The sequence below is a fragment of the Archaeoglobus sp. genome, from assembly GCF_017656475.1.
Classification (GTDB): domain Archaea; phylum Halobacteriota; class Archaeoglobi; order Archaeoglobales; family Archaeoglobaceae; genus Archaeoglobus.
Map to the genome: position 1 here is coordinate 1 of NZ_JACDNT010000042.1, position 11,823 is coordinate 11,823.

Below are 11,823 nucleotides of genomic sequence, written 5' to 3' on the forward strand. Positions count from 1 at the left end.
ATGCCCGTAAGTGGCGGCTGAACACGATAGCGAGAACGGAGGTTATCCGGGCCAGTAACTACGGCAGGTATGAGGCGTGGAAAAAGAGCCGCGTTGTTGTGGGTAAGGAGTGGGTTACCGCCTTCGATGATAGAACCTGTCCCGAATGCGCGTCCTGTGACGGTGACCAGGCCCCGCTCGAAAAGCCTTTCCGTTGCGGCGTTATGATGCCCCCTGCTCACCCAAACTGTTACACAGAGGGCCATCTTGTTTGGACGCTCGACGGATGGAAACGCTTTGATGAAGTCAAAGAGGGCGACCTCGTTTGGTCATTAAATCCTGAGACGCTTGAGCTTGAACCCGCGAGAGTCGAATGTGTCATCAAATATTGGCACGACGGAGAGGTTTACCATATTTATAATAAATGGTTTGATATGGAGGTAACTCCGGAACATGACATGTGGATAAAGACAAAATACAGGAAGTCGCTCCGCAAGGTGAAGCCTGCTGAGCTGAAAAACCACTTTATGATACCACGCACAGCCAAGTGGAGGGGGGAGCACCCGGAGTACATTGAGGTGGCAGGGTTTAAGTTCGTGACTGAGGACTTCGTGAGGTTTATGGCATGGTACCTTGCAGAAGGGAGTGTTTCAATCAGAACGAAGTATAAGCAGGCAGTCCACAAAGAAATCACAACAAAGTATGAGATTAAAATTACCCAGCATAAGCCAGAACAATTAGAGGAGATTTACGAGCTCAGCCGCCGTATGTTTGACAACCTCGCAGGAGTATGGAAGGCAAAAGACGCAGTTTATATTCGCTCAAAACAGCTCGACCCGTTCGCAGAGTGGCTAAAGTCGCTCGGCCATTCAGCAGAAAAGTACATCCCAGGCGAGATAAAGCGGCTTGCGCCCGAGCTTTTGAAGATGTTCCTTCTCACTTTCGCCAAGGGCGACGGCTATATACGCAAACCCAAAGCCTACAAGGGAGGTAACTTCTCAGAGGAGATAGTTGTGTTCACATCGAGCAAGAGACTGATGAACGACCTTGCAGAGCTCATTATAAAGGCGGGCTGGCAGTTTAAGCTGACTATTCAAGAGGTGAGAGGTAAAAAACAGAAGTTCGACAACAGTGAGTATGTTATCAACAATGATATGTACGTGCTGAGAATTAAGCGTAGTAAGTTTGCCCACGTCCATAACCTCACAATCGAAAAGAGAGAATATCATGGTTTTGCTTACGACGTAGAGCTCGACAAAAACCATGTCCTACTCGTCATGAGGAACGGCTTTATCGCGTGGTCTGGCAACTGTCGCTGTACGGCCATACCAATCATCGACCGCCAGCTGGCCGGCCTCGCGAAGGGTAAATACGACGACGAAAAGAAGTATGTAAAACCAAAGCGCCGCGAGCTAAGGGTAAAAACAATCGAAGCGGCCTACGCCAAGCATTTACTATCCACTTTTAGGAAGGCGTTTGATGAAATCATCGCTATTTGGGAGAGATACGGGAGGCTACTCGTATGACCGGCACGGGCATCTTTCTAATCAATCTCGATAAAATCATAAAGAAGGTACAGATGGAGAAAGAGCTGGAAAAGGCGGCAGAAAGGATAGCTCTCATGATAGAAGGCGAAGCTAAAAAAATCTGTCCCGTAAGGACAGGTCGCTTGAGGGCAAGCATCCATACGGGCAAAATAGAGGATGGTGTTTATTACGTCGGAACGAACGTGCATTACGCGCCCTACGTCGAGTTCGGGACGAGAAAGATGGCGGCACAGCCCTACCTCAGGCCGGCGGCTAAGAAAGTCGTCGGGCTGGTGAAAATGAAAGGAATAAAGGCCTTTATAGGGTGATGTGAATGGCGACCTTCGATAAGAAGGATTTAGAGAGGATGTTAAGTGATATTAAGACTGAATTAACAAAAAAGCTTGGAAAGAAAAGAATCGTCTTCGTAGACGCTTCAAGCAATACGACAGTTCCCGCCGGCTCTTCAGAGACGATAACGATTCAGCCACCGCAGGGGAAAATTTGGAGAATATTAATGATGAATATTTCAGTATCACCCCCAAATAGTTCAACAACTGGAACCCACAAGATTGTTTTATCCCACTCTAAATTACTGCAATGGCATATGGTAGGAGTATATGAATATAACAATACAATATTATTTTACAAACAAGTATTTACAGGAACAGTTTCAGTCACAAATGCTTCAACCCCTGAAGAAAGCAGAGCGTTATTAGACTCAATCAAAGCGACTTATGACTACCCGATGCAGTTCAGATACTATAATGACACAGATGCTGACCAAACTAACACGAGAGTAATTGGATTGCTTATCGAAGAAGAGGACGAAGCGGAGTGAGGTGAGTAAAAATGAAAACTGGAATTTATTATAAGGGAAAGTTCATAGAGTTTGACCCTACCCAGCTCGAAAAAGAGGAAAAGTGTTACATAGTTTACGAACCCTATGAACTCGAAAGCCCAGAAAACCCCGATACTTTCATCGCTACAAAAACAAGAGAGGCCAAGCATGAGAGCGGAGGGACAATCCACTACCACATTCACAAGCCAGCACCTAAAAAGCTCAGAGATATACTAAAGAGTTGCAAAGAGGAGATAAAAGTTTCTCGCGATAAAAAAGGCTTAAGAGAAATAATTAAAGCAGTACAGTGATTCAAATGGCTCTCTTTGATAAGAAAGACCTCGAAAAAATGCTGAATTCAATTATCTCTTTACTTAGCGGGGTGCTTAAAGTAGACACTCTCTCCACCGAGAGCACAATCACGGTCGAAATCGACACGTCGGCAGAGTCGAGCCCATACATCCTCCTCACTCCGCCCGCCGGAAAAACGATATCTACGCGCGGCGTAACGATAAACACGGACAGCTCAGGCGGCGAGATAGCGGTAAAGTTCGCAAACAGCGGCGAGCTGATATATAAAATCTACATCGGCAAGTTCCGCGGACAGGTCGGCATCGGGCTGAATAAGAAAGGAGATGTTGATGAACCAGTCATCGTCGAATGGTCGGGCCTCGACGGGGGGGCCAAAATCTTCATCGCACTCACCTATAAAGAAGAATGAAGGTGGGAGGGATGACGGTTGAAGAGATAGCCGCGCAGTACGGTATCGCGGGGGCTGCCCTCGTGTTGATGTATCTGATGTACTCTGCGAACCTCGACACGATGCGGAAACTCAGTGATGCGCTCGACAGGCTAAATGAATCCTTTCGCGACCTCAAAGAGGAGATACGGGTGATGAGGGAGGAAATAAGGAGGGAGTGACGTGGAAAGGAGAAAGTTTGTTTTTGCTCAGAGAATAGAAAAGGGCGAACTGCAAAGAGAAGGCAGCCTCGTCCGCCTACCGCTTTCGACCATACTCACAGAGGGCGAGCACAACGGCATTCTTTTCCTGCGCGAGGAGATAGAAAAGGCCCGCTTCCCCGACGTTTTCCCGCTGACGCTCAACCACAGCAGGGACGTAGAAGATGAAGTCGGCTGGTGGGAAAGCCCTCGCGTCGAAGACGGCAAGCTTAGGGCTATTCCAGTCATCAACCTCGAAACCGCGAAGGGGCCTGCTGCGCTCGGCTACGTGAAGAACCGCCTGCAGGCGGGCCTTGTCCCCGAAGTCAGCGTCGAGGTGTGGGTAACGATAGACCAGGACGAACAGGGCAGGAAAATAGCGAGGGACTTGGAGATTGATAAGGCTTCCCTCGTCGATAGGGGCGCCTGCGGCCCTGATAAGGGCTGCGGGATTGGATTAAAGAAAGAAGAAAAGGAGGAGGTTGGTTTGGGTGTAGTTCCACGCCACCCGTGGCGTTATGGTAAAGACGCAGAAGCGAGCTGGAGTAAGCCAAATCTAAGCGATTTTACTGACAAGAGCTGGGGCGAGCTGAGCGACGAGGAAAAGCGCTCGATAGCCGGCCACTACGCTTGGGCGCCGGAAAACCCGCCCGAGCGGTTCACTGACCTAAAGCTACCGCATCACAGACCGAAAGACCATGCCGTCGTTTGGAATGGGGTTAGGGCCGCAATGGCTGCACTACTTGGAGCGAGAGGGGGCGTTGATATCCCGGGCGACGATAAGAGGGCTGTGTACAACCACCTCGCCGCCCATTACAAAGAGTTTGACAAAGTGCCGCCGCAGGTAACGTTTTCCGATGACGGCGAGGTAATCGAGGTGATGTGGATGGAGGAAGAGGATAAGCTCGAATTTGAGGTCCAGCCCGAGCCGGCTGAGGCCGAGCAGGCAGAGCAGGAGGCAGAGGCGCAGGAACAGGCGGAAGAATATTACGGGGCGGAAACAGTGAGCGATAATGAGCTTGCTCACTATGAGAAGCTCCTCGCCGAGAAGGACGAGGAAATAGCCGTGCTTAAGGCCAAGCTCGAAGAGCTGGAAAAAACAAAGGCAGAGCTTGAAGCCAAGGTAAAAGAATACGAGCGGGCAGAGCGCGAGGCAATTATCACCGAGCTGAGGAAATATAACCCAGATTTCGACGGTGAGGGGAAAAACCTTGCCGAGCTGAGGGAACTGCTCGAATTCGTGAAGAATATAAAGGTTCCGCTTTCCGGGCGTAAGTCTTTGGTTGTTTCGCCCGAGGAAGAGCCGGTTGACCCGGCTAAGGCGTATGAAGCCATGCTTAGAAAGAAGATGAAGGAGATAAGGAGGGATTGAAAAATGGTTGATGTTGCCAAGCTTCAGAAAGAGTTTGAGGAGCTCGCTAACACCACCACCAGCGATATAAGCGCCATTATAAAGAGCGAGGTTTTCGCCAAGCTTATCGTAGAGGAGGCGACCAAGGGCCGTCTACTCGCCGGCGTCATCGCCGCGAGCCAGGAAGACCTCACGAAGGGGGACGGCGATACCGTCAAAGTTCGCGTCTTCCCGAAGATAAGCGTTGCCCAGACCGCTGAGGGGGCGGCTAACGAGGCAGGCGCCTATAAGCCGTTCGCTTCGACCGTCACCATCAATAGGTACAGCGTTACCGTCCCGGTCACTGCGGAGAGCCTTTACGAGGCCAGCGTTGACTTGCAGGCACAGATTGTGAACTCCATCGCCCTCGGCTGGGCTGACAAGATGGATGAAGTTATCGTGAATAAGCTCGACCTTGGGGCAGCGACCGGTACTAACTACGTCCCGGCCTACAAGGCAGAGCTGGCTACCGCTGGCGACCTCAGCGACGTTTACGAGAAGATAAAGGACGCGAGGGACGGCCTCAGGAAGAAGGGCTGGAACCCGGACACTCTCGTCATCGGCTACGACGTCGCCCAGCAGCTTATAGCAGAGTACGAGAGCAACCTGAACCGCAAGGTCATACAGGTCGATGACAACGGCAACCTTAAGAGCGTCTATGGCCTTAAGGTCATAGTTACCCCGTTCGCCCCGGACGTCAGCGCTACCGCCAACGAGGTCGTGGCAGTCGTTCTCGACTCCAGCGTCGCGGTCGTCGAGGCCCGCGGTATGCCAGCCAAGTTCAGCGAGAAGTACGAGCCCGAGTACGACCTCTACAAGGAGGTCTTCAACGCTTACTGGGGTGTCGATGTCGTCAAGGCCGACCTCGACGGGGACAGCACTGCCGAGGCTATCGGTATCGCCCAGGTCGTGAACCCGTCCGCATGATGGCCTTTCCTTTCTTTATTATAATACACACGTAATATAGTGAAAAAGGAGGTGTAGAGCGATGGCAATGGGAAGAAGGGCCCTGCCGTCTTTCGGCTACGGACTTATGTTCGGCACTCTGTTTTACATGATGGGCGGCGTTGCTAATCAGATTTTCCCGTCTATTACTCCTGAGCTCGCGGGAGCGATGGGCTTCCTCAGCGGCGTTGTAATAGGGCTTCTGGAGAAGGAGTACCAGAACGAGAAGGGCCGCAAGGGCGAGTGATATCCTCGCCCGCATTAATCTTTTTGTGAGGGGGCAAAAAAATGACATACGGCGATATCAATACCGTACGCCAGCTGGTAGGAATTACGAGCGACGATATCAGCGACGCCGACCTTACAGCGATTTTGAGCGTGGCCGAGCGGATAGTAATGAAAGAGCTAACGAGCGAAGTAAACCGTGAACTTGCATATCCGCTCACAAATGACAGGCTTGTATACCAGACGAGGCGCTTTCCTATCGCTGACCGAGACCTTGACGGTATAGTCACCTCTGCAGATATAAAAGTGGAAGCGAAAAACCCTATAGCGGGTTTTGATATGTGGCGTGAGCTGACGGTAGCAGACATAAAGCCTGAAGACGGCCTAATCCTGCTCAGTGAAGCCCCAGCCGATAATGAGCAGGTGTATATCTCATACTCCTATCTCCCGCCGATAATTACAGCCGACGATATCAATGACCTTGTAAACTATCTTACCGCTCACCTCGTGAGCCTGCAGCTTGAAAACCCCGACACGCTCGCAATCAGCGACCTTGAAAAGAACGCCCTCGTCGTCCAGAAGAGGGAAGACCGTTTTTATAAAGCCTACGTTGCGAGGAAGAGGGCGGCGCTCGGACGGTATAACCTACGCGTGGTGAGCGTATGACGCTCGACATAAGGGACGAGCTGAAAACCCTGCTTTCGCAAATAACATATACCGACGCGGAAGGACAGACACGGAACGTGAACGTATATTTCGAGACTGATGTGACCGGCAACAACCGCGTCAGGTTCACGACCCCGGCTCTTATCATCCGCGGCCTGATTGAGAGGGCGCGTCCTGTCACAATCGGGTGGACTTATTACGAAGAAGAAGGCGAAATCGACGTTTCACTTTACCTCAAAATGCGGACAGATAACTATGACGCTTATTCAGTCCGAAAGGAAATAACGTCCCGGCTTGAAGAGCTGATTAAATCACATAAAGATGGAATCGGGAGCGCTGATTATTTGCTCCTCACGGACGTGAGGGATAGAGATTTTTTGGAGGAAAAAGGCACGCTTCGGCGTGATTTTACGATAAGCGTATATCGGAAAGGAGGGTAGATAAATGGCTAAGCAGTGGATAAAGATTGGTAACATAAGCGGGGGCGAAACCTATATAGGCGTGCTTGCAAAGAGCGACAGCCTAAAGATCGAGAAAGAGGTCAGCCCGCTTGAGACGATAAACAAAATCGCCCCAATTGACGTGAGGGAAGGCAAGCTGGCTGTCAGCGGCGACATCGAGATAGAGCTAACCGGCGAGGACGGCATCGGCGAACTGCTTTATGCGTTTTTCGGGCAGGTTTCGACGACTGACAATGGAGACGGCTCTTATACACACGAATTCACGCTGAAAGACGCCGACATCCCAGAGCTCACCGTCATCAAGCAGGTTGGTGGCATACAGGAAAAGTATGAGGGTATGAAAGTCAAAACCATCAATATCAAGGCCGGCGGGAAGGGCGACCTCACCTGCTCCGTAAGCCTCGTCGGGAAGACCGGTTCGCTCACGACCGGCGAAGCGGAGGCGACCTACGACACTGCCCCGCCGCTCAAAATCGTCAGCTCGACCGCCACTTGGGGTGGAACTGACGTTAAGATAGGGAACGTCGAGCTATCTATTGAGAGGGACATCGCCGACGATGGCTACTTGCTCAACGGCGACCCCGGCCGGTCACTCCTGCCAGAGGGGCGTTTCAAGGGCACGGTAAAGATAGACGTACTGGCCGACGACGACACGATAATAAACGACTTCATGGACGGGGTAAAGAAAGAGTTTAAGATAACCCTCGTCGGCGAGACGATTGACGGCAGTTCACACAAATACACGCTCGAATTCACTTTCCCGAATGCGGTTATCACCTCCCGCGAAAAGCCGACCGACGTAGCCAACCAGCTTTTGATTGAGAACGTCGAGATTCTGGCTCTCGACGACGGCACAAGCGCTGTAAAGGCGAAGCTGACCAACTCTATCGACGCCTACCCGCGGACTTGACACCCTTTCATCTTTTCCCATATATCATATATATTATAATAAAATATTAAGAATAAGGTGGTGGTACTTATGGAGAAAAAGGTCACGATAAACGGACGCGAGTTTACCGCCCGCGAGCCTGCGGGCTACGAGGTTGACAAGTTCATCGTTGAGTTCCTCGACGATAATCTACAGCCGATTAAAGAAAAAATCCCCGAGGCGAACGTCGCGCTAATAAAAATGGTCTTCGGGTTGGGTGAAGAAGAGATAAAACAGCTCCCGAACTCTGTTTACCGCAAGCTCACAGAGGTGGCAGGAAACTACATCGCCGGCCTGAGCGAGGGCGAGCAAAAAAAGTAAAGCTCCTCGCCAAGCGAATTCTCACCGATAAGCCTTATTTCTTTTTAGCGAGCGAGAAAGAAGCAACACTACTAAAGCGAAAGATAATGCGGCTTAAGCTCGCACAGTATTTCCACGTCCTGCCCAGCGAACTTGAAAAAGTGCCCGAAACGGAGCTGGAGGAATGGGTGGTTTTAATCAGCGTGTTGAACGAGGTGGAAGGCGAGAGGTATGGCAAATGATGAAATACTAAAGATTATTGTTGCAGTTAAAGATGACGCGACGAAAGCATTAAAAGGGATTACAGAGGAGCTGGGCGGGCTGAAGACAGCCGCGATGGCGGCAGGGGCCGCACTTGGAGCCTTAGTTCTTAAGAAATCAATTGAGGAGTTCACCGACTTTCAGTCCGCGCTTAAACAATCTGTGGCCATTATGGGAGACGTGAGCCGCGAAATGGAGGAAAAGCTGGCACAGAAAGCCCTCGACATCGCCAATACGATGGCTGTTTCGCAGGAGGAAGTAGCGAGGGCGTATTATTACCTCGCTTCAGCCGGCCTTTCAGCAAAGGAAAGCCTCGAAGCGGTTACTGACGTGGCCAAACTCGCCGTCGCTGCCCATATGGATATGGCCGAAGCAACGGACATAGCAGTGAATACAATGAAGGCGTTCGGCTTAACTGTTCAAGACTTAGCGAGGATAAATGACACGCTTATCGCTACAGTTACGAAGAGCAATACAAACCTACAACAGCTCGGCGAGGCTATGAAATATGTCGCCCCGTTTGCCCACCAGGTCGGTTGGTCACTGGAAGAAGTGTCGGCCGCGCTTGGTATTTTAGCCAATCACGGCGTTAAGGCCTCGCAGGCTGGTACTTATCTAAGACAGGCTATTGCCCAGCTAATCGACCCAACCGACTCGGCGAAAGAAGCGATTGAACGCCTTGGCCTTACGGTTGAGGATTTAAACCCCGAGACCCACAGCCTCGCTGAAATATTGCAAAAACTCCAAGATGCGGGGGCGAGCACAGCGGATATTATGCAAATATTTGGCGTCCGGGCAGGGTCGGCGATAGCAATCTTGACCCAAGAAGGCGCACCGGCCCTCCGTCAGTTTACCGAAGAGATAAAGAACTCAGGCAATATTACTGATGAAGTACGGAAAAAGCAAGAAGAGGCGTTTGGGGAACAGCTAAAGATTTTCCAGAATAATCTACGTAGCGTAGCGATTACCATCGGCTCGGTCGTCGTGCCAGCCCTTAATTCCATGCTCCAGCCGATTTTAAAACTCCTCCAAGCTTTTAATTCGCTCCCCGAACCAATCAAAAAGACAACCGGCACAGTAATCGCGCTCGGTTCGGCGACTATGGTTGTGACGGGAGCAATTAAAGCGCTAAGTGGCCTCATGACTCTACTTGGAATGGGAGGGGTTTTATCAAGCGTAACGGGCGCCCTTGGAGCAGTAGGAGGAGCACTTACCGCACTTGCAGGGGCGATTAGCCTTCCGGCCGTCGCGATTGGGGCACTTATCGCTGCGATTGTAGCCCTTATCTTCAACATCGGCGGGTTCAGAGATAAGGTTATCAGCGCGCTGAAATGGGTCGCGGAAAAACTCTATGATTTTGTTACTACGTGGATAGAGATGTGGACGAAAATCTACGAACTGCTCTATGAAGTACTGCAAAAAGTATGGGACATTATAACCTCAGCAGTGAGCAAGATTGTGAGCAAAATAAAAGAACTCGGACAGCAGGCTTGGGAGGGTATTAAGAGCGGGTTCTCCCGTATCGCTGAACCAGTTAAAGAAAAATTCAATGAAATTTTAGCCTTTATCGCGGGCTTGCCCGGACAATTGAAGGCCAAGGCGATTGAACTGGGCTGGGCCATCGTTGATGGATTTAAGGCAGGACTTTCAAGCCTATTTGCTGTTATTAAAGACTCCCTCACAAATCCGGTTGAAGAAGCGGTGAATACAATAAAGAGCTGGCTCGGTATCAGCTCGCCGTCGAAAGTTTTCGAGGACATCGGGCGGAACATCGTCGAGGGCTACAAGCGGGGAATTGACACGGCGAAAGACCTAACGCCTAAGCTCCCGCTTCCAACGGTTGAGCCGCCACTGATAACTACGCCGGGGATAGGACTACTGCCGACAGCGACGCCAGCGGGCGGAACGATAACGATTAACGTTGACCTGCACGGCTCGGTAATAAGAGAAGAGGCCGATATAGACAAGCTCGTTACTGAAATAGAGAGACGGGTAGCGAGGAGGTTAAGGTGAGCTCTCTCTTCTCTTATTTTAGCTTAAAGGAGGGATTATAATGACAGAGTATAACGCACTCAGCTTCGACGGCGTGGATGATTATGTTAGTGCAGATAACCCCCTTGCTGGAGTAAGCGAATTTTCAGTTATCGTTATCGGGAAAGTGAATAGTTACAATTCTGGAAGATTAATTTCAATTAAAGACCCGGCCATAGACGGCCTTATGATTTTCGCGAGCGGGAACGTAGGGTTGGGAGCTACATTCGCAGGGGTCCGACTTGAGACTAATTTAAAACCTACAGACTCAATGATGATTTCAGTTGTTTACGACGGCTCTACTCTCAAATTAGTACTCAATAATTTTGAAAAGACATTATCGGGTTCGGTTACAGCAACATTCACGACTGAAAATATATTACATATTGGGAAAAATTATGCAGGGGACTACCCCTTCGACGGCAGAATCTACCTCGTCCTCATCTACTCCCGTGCCCTTTCTGACTCCGAAATCCAGGCCATCTACAACGACCCGATGAACCCGCCCACGGACGGCTTAGTCCTCTTCTATGCTCCCGACTCGGTGGACACGGCGAATGGAAAGTGGCTCGATAAGAGTGGCAACGGGAACGATGGGACTATCTACGGCGCTTCATACATCCCGCTCCGCCCCGTGAGCGAAAGCACACCCTCCGCGAGCGCGCCGTATGGGCTTTACTTCGACGGAGTGGATGATTATGGAGTTATTCCTGCACTGTTTACGGTAGATGAAGGCCAGGACTGGTCTGTAGTAGTTCTGTTTAAATTGAACTCTTTGAACCCGTCTTATCCTTACAGCATCATACTAAGCAGTTACTTAGCTGTTAACGGTATAAGAGTGGATAGTGATGATAAAGACATAATCATCTTAGTTAAGCAGACGGATGGAAGCACAACAGGCGTTAATGCGGGGACTGCTGAAATTGGAAAGTGGCTGATGGTTGGAGCGAGTGTTAAGAGCGGTCAGTATGCAAGAGCATATTTGAATGGGCAGTTCTCTCAAGAAAAAGCTTTGAACGCCGACACGGACAGATTAGCAAGGGATTGGATAATTGGGAGGAATGAAGGGAGCGATACCCAGTTTGCAGACATGGATATTGCACTTATTTTAATTTATAATCGTGCACTTTCAGATTCAGAAATGCAAGTGATTTACAACGACCCGCTGAACCCGCCGACGGACGGCTTAGTCCTCTGGCTCGCTCCGGACAGTGTGGACACGGCCAATGGAAAGTGGCTTAACAGGGCCGAAATCCTCAACACGGGCTTAGTTGAACAGTTAGACGGTACGCAGTACGGCACGCTCTTAATCCCCGTCCGCTGGACAACGA

General features: G+C 50.5%; 16 protein-coding genes and 1 pseudogene. All 17 read left to right on the forward strand.

The features are described 5' to 3' along the window. On the forward strand, positions 1-1,505 hold a 1,505-nt coding region (locus tag H0Z19_RS09995; RefSeq protein ID WP_290726253.1), incomplete at its 5' end, for a phage minor head protein. Continuing rightward, positions 1,502-1,834 carry an HK97-gp10 family putative phage morphogenesis protein gene (locus H0Z19_RS10000; RefSeq protein ID WP_290726254.1) on the forward strand — a complete coding sequence of 111 codons (333 nt, stop codon included), beginning with the start codon at positions 1,502-1,504 and terminating at the stop codon, positions 1,832-1,834. The genes H0Z19_RS09995 and H0Z19_RS10000, both read left to right, overlap by 4 nt. Before the next feature lie 5 nt (positions 1,835-1,839). Then, entirely contained in the window at positions 1,840-2,346 is a 507-nt protein-coding gene (locus H0Z19_RS10005) for a hypothetical protein (RefSeq protein ID WP_290726256.1), read from the forward strand. An 11-nt stretch (positions 2,347-2,357) separates the two neighbouring features. Next, a complete protein-coding gene (locus H0Z19_RS10010) occupies positions 2,358-2,657 on the forward strand; it encodes a hypothetical protein (RefSeq protein WP_290726257.1) in 300 nt (99 codons plus the stop codon). Positions 2,658-2,662: 5 nt separating this feature from the next. Then, positions 2,663-3,067, forward strand: coding sequence for a hypothetical protein (locus H0Z19_RS10015; RefSeq protein WP_290726259.1), 405 nt, complete (start codon positions 2,663-2,665; stop codon positions 3,065-3,067). Between the two features lie 11 nt (positions 3,068-3,078). After that, a complete protein-coding gene (locus H0Z19_RS10020) occupies positions 3,079-3,267 on the forward strand; it encodes a hypothetical protein (protein ID WP_290726260.1) in 189 nt (62 codons plus the stop codon). Position 3,268: 1 nt separating this feature from the next. Further along, positions 3,269-4,657 (forward strand): hypothetical protein, encoded by a 1,389-nt coding sequence (locus H0Z19_RS10025; protein WP_290726261.1) that lies wholly within the window; start codon positions 3,269-3,271, stop codon positions 4,655-4,657. A gap of 3 nt (positions 4,658-4,660) precedes the next feature. Further along, positions 4,661-5,602: a phage major capsid protein gene (locus H0Z19_RS10030; protein ID WP_290726263.1), complete on the forward strand. Its 942-nt coding sequence runs from the start codon at positions 4,661-4,663 to the stop codon at positions 5,600-5,602. A gap of 61 nt (positions 5,603-5,663) precedes the next feature. Continuing rightward, positions 5,664-5,867: a hypothetical protein gene (locus H0Z19_RS10035; RefSeq protein ID WP_290726265.1), complete on the forward strand. Its 204-nt coding sequence runs from the start codon at positions 5,664-5,666 to the stop codon at positions 5,865-5,867. A gap of 41 nt (positions 5,868-5,908) precedes the next feature. After that, on the forward strand, positions 5,909-6,511 hold the full coding sequence (locus tag H0Z19_RS10040; protein WP_290726267.1) for a hypothetical protein: 603 nt from the start codon (positions 5,909-5,911) through the stop codon (positions 6,509-6,511). After that, the gene (locus H0Z19_RS10045) at positions 6,508-6,951 is read left to right on the forward strand and encodes a hypothetical protein (protein ID WP_290726269.1); all 444 of its coding nucleotides are present in this window, start codon (positions 6,508-6,510) and stop codon (positions 6,949-6,951) included. The genes H0Z19_RS10040 and H0Z19_RS10045 overlap by 4 nt, the downstream gene beginning before the upstream one ends. 4 nt (positions 6,952-6,955) lie before the next feature. Continuing rightward, complete coding sequence (locus H0Z19_RS10050) at positions 6,956-7,882, forward strand: phage tail tube protein (protein WP_290726271.1); 927 nt, start codon at positions 6,956-6,958, stop codon at positions 7,880-7,882. 69 nt (positions 7,883-7,951) lie between these two features. Beyond that, complete coding sequence (locus tag H0Z19_RS10055) at positions 7,952-8,221, forward strand: hypothetical protein (protein ID WP_290726272.1); 270 nt, start codon at positions 7,952-7,954, stop codon at positions 8,219-8,221. 86 nt (positions 8,222-8,307) lie between these two features. Beyond that, a complete protein-coding gene (locus H0Z19_RS10060; RefSeq protein WP_290726274.1) occupies positions 8,308-8,442 on the forward strand; it encodes a hypothetical protein in 135 nt (44 codons plus the stop codon). Beyond that, the gene (locus tag H0Z19_RS10065) at positions 8,432-10,474 is read left to right on the forward strand and encodes a phage tail tape measure protein (protein WP_290726276.1); all 2,043 of its coding nucleotides are present in this window, start codon (positions 8,432-8,434) and stop codon (positions 10,472-10,474) included. The genes H0Z19_RS10060 and H0Z19_RS10065 overlap by 11 nt, the downstream gene beginning before the upstream one ends. A gap of 40 nt (positions 10,475-10,514) precedes the next feature. Then, a pseudogene (locus H0Z19_RS12070) lies at positions 10,515-10,958 on the forward strand (LamG-like jellyroll fold domain-containing protein); the annotation flags it as partial. 30 nt (positions 10,959-10,988) lie between these two features. Beyond that, positions 10,989-11,823: LamG-like jellyroll fold domain-containing protein (locus H0Z19_RS10070; protein WP_290726277.1), on the forward strand; the 835-nt coding region annotated here is incomplete at its 3' end.

Excerpts from the sequence above, each read along its gene's own strand:
- H0Z19_RS10045 (WP_290726269.1), top strand. The coding sequence starts at position 6,508 with ATGACGCTCGACATAAGGGACGAGCTGAAAACCCTGCTTTCGCAAATA.
- H0Z19_RS10060 (WP_290726274.1), top strand. The coding sequence starts at position 8,308 with ATGCGGCTTAAGCTCGCACAGTATTTCCACGTCCTGCCCAGCGAACTT.
- H0Z19_RS10015 (WP_290726259.1), top strand. The coding sequence starts at position 2,663 with ATGGCTCTCTTTGATAAGAAAGACCTCGAAAAAATGCTGAATTCAATT.
- H0Z19_RS10050 (WP_290726271.1), top strand. The coding sequence starts at position 6,956 with ATGGCTAAGCAGTGGATAAAGATTGGTAACATAAGCGGGGGCGAAACC.
- H0Z19_RS10000 (WP_290726254.1), top strand. The coding sequence starts at position 1,502 with ATGACCGGCACGGGCATCTTTCTAATCAATCTCGATAAAATCATAAAG.
- H0Z19_RS10055 (WP_290726272.1), top strand. The coding sequence starts at position 7,952 with ATGGAGAAAAAGGTCACGATAAACGGACGCGAGTTTACCGCCCGCGAG.
- H0Z19_RS10030 (WP_290726263.1), top strand. The coding sequence starts at position 4,661 with ATGGTTGATGTTGCCAAGCTTCAGAAAGAGTTTGAGGAGCTCGCTAAC.
- H0Z19_RS10040 (WP_290726267.1), top strand. The coding sequence starts at position 5,909 with ATGACATACGGCGATATCAATACCGTACGCCAGCTGGTAGGAATTACG.
- H0Z19_RS10035 (WP_290726265.1), top strand. The coding sequence starts at position 5,664 with ATGGCAATGGGAAGAAGGGCCCTGCCGTCTTTCGGCTACGGACTTATG.
- H0Z19_RS10005 (WP_290726256.1), top strand. The coding sequence starts at position 1,840 with ATGGCGACCTTCGATAAGAAGGATTTAGAGAGGATGTTAAGTGATATT.
- H0Z19_RS10020 (WP_290726260.1), top strand. The coding sequence starts at position 3,079 with ATGACGGTTGAAGAGATAGCCGCGCAGTACGGTATCGCGGGGGCTGCC.
- H0Z19_RS10065 (WP_290726276.1), top strand. The coding sequence starts at position 8,432 with ATGGCAAATGATGAAATACTAAAGATTATTGTTGCAGTTAAAGATGAC.
- H0Z19_RS10010 (WP_290726257.1), top strand. The coding sequence starts at position 2,358 with ATGAAAACTGGAATTTATTATAAGGGAAAGTTCATAGAGTTTGACCCT.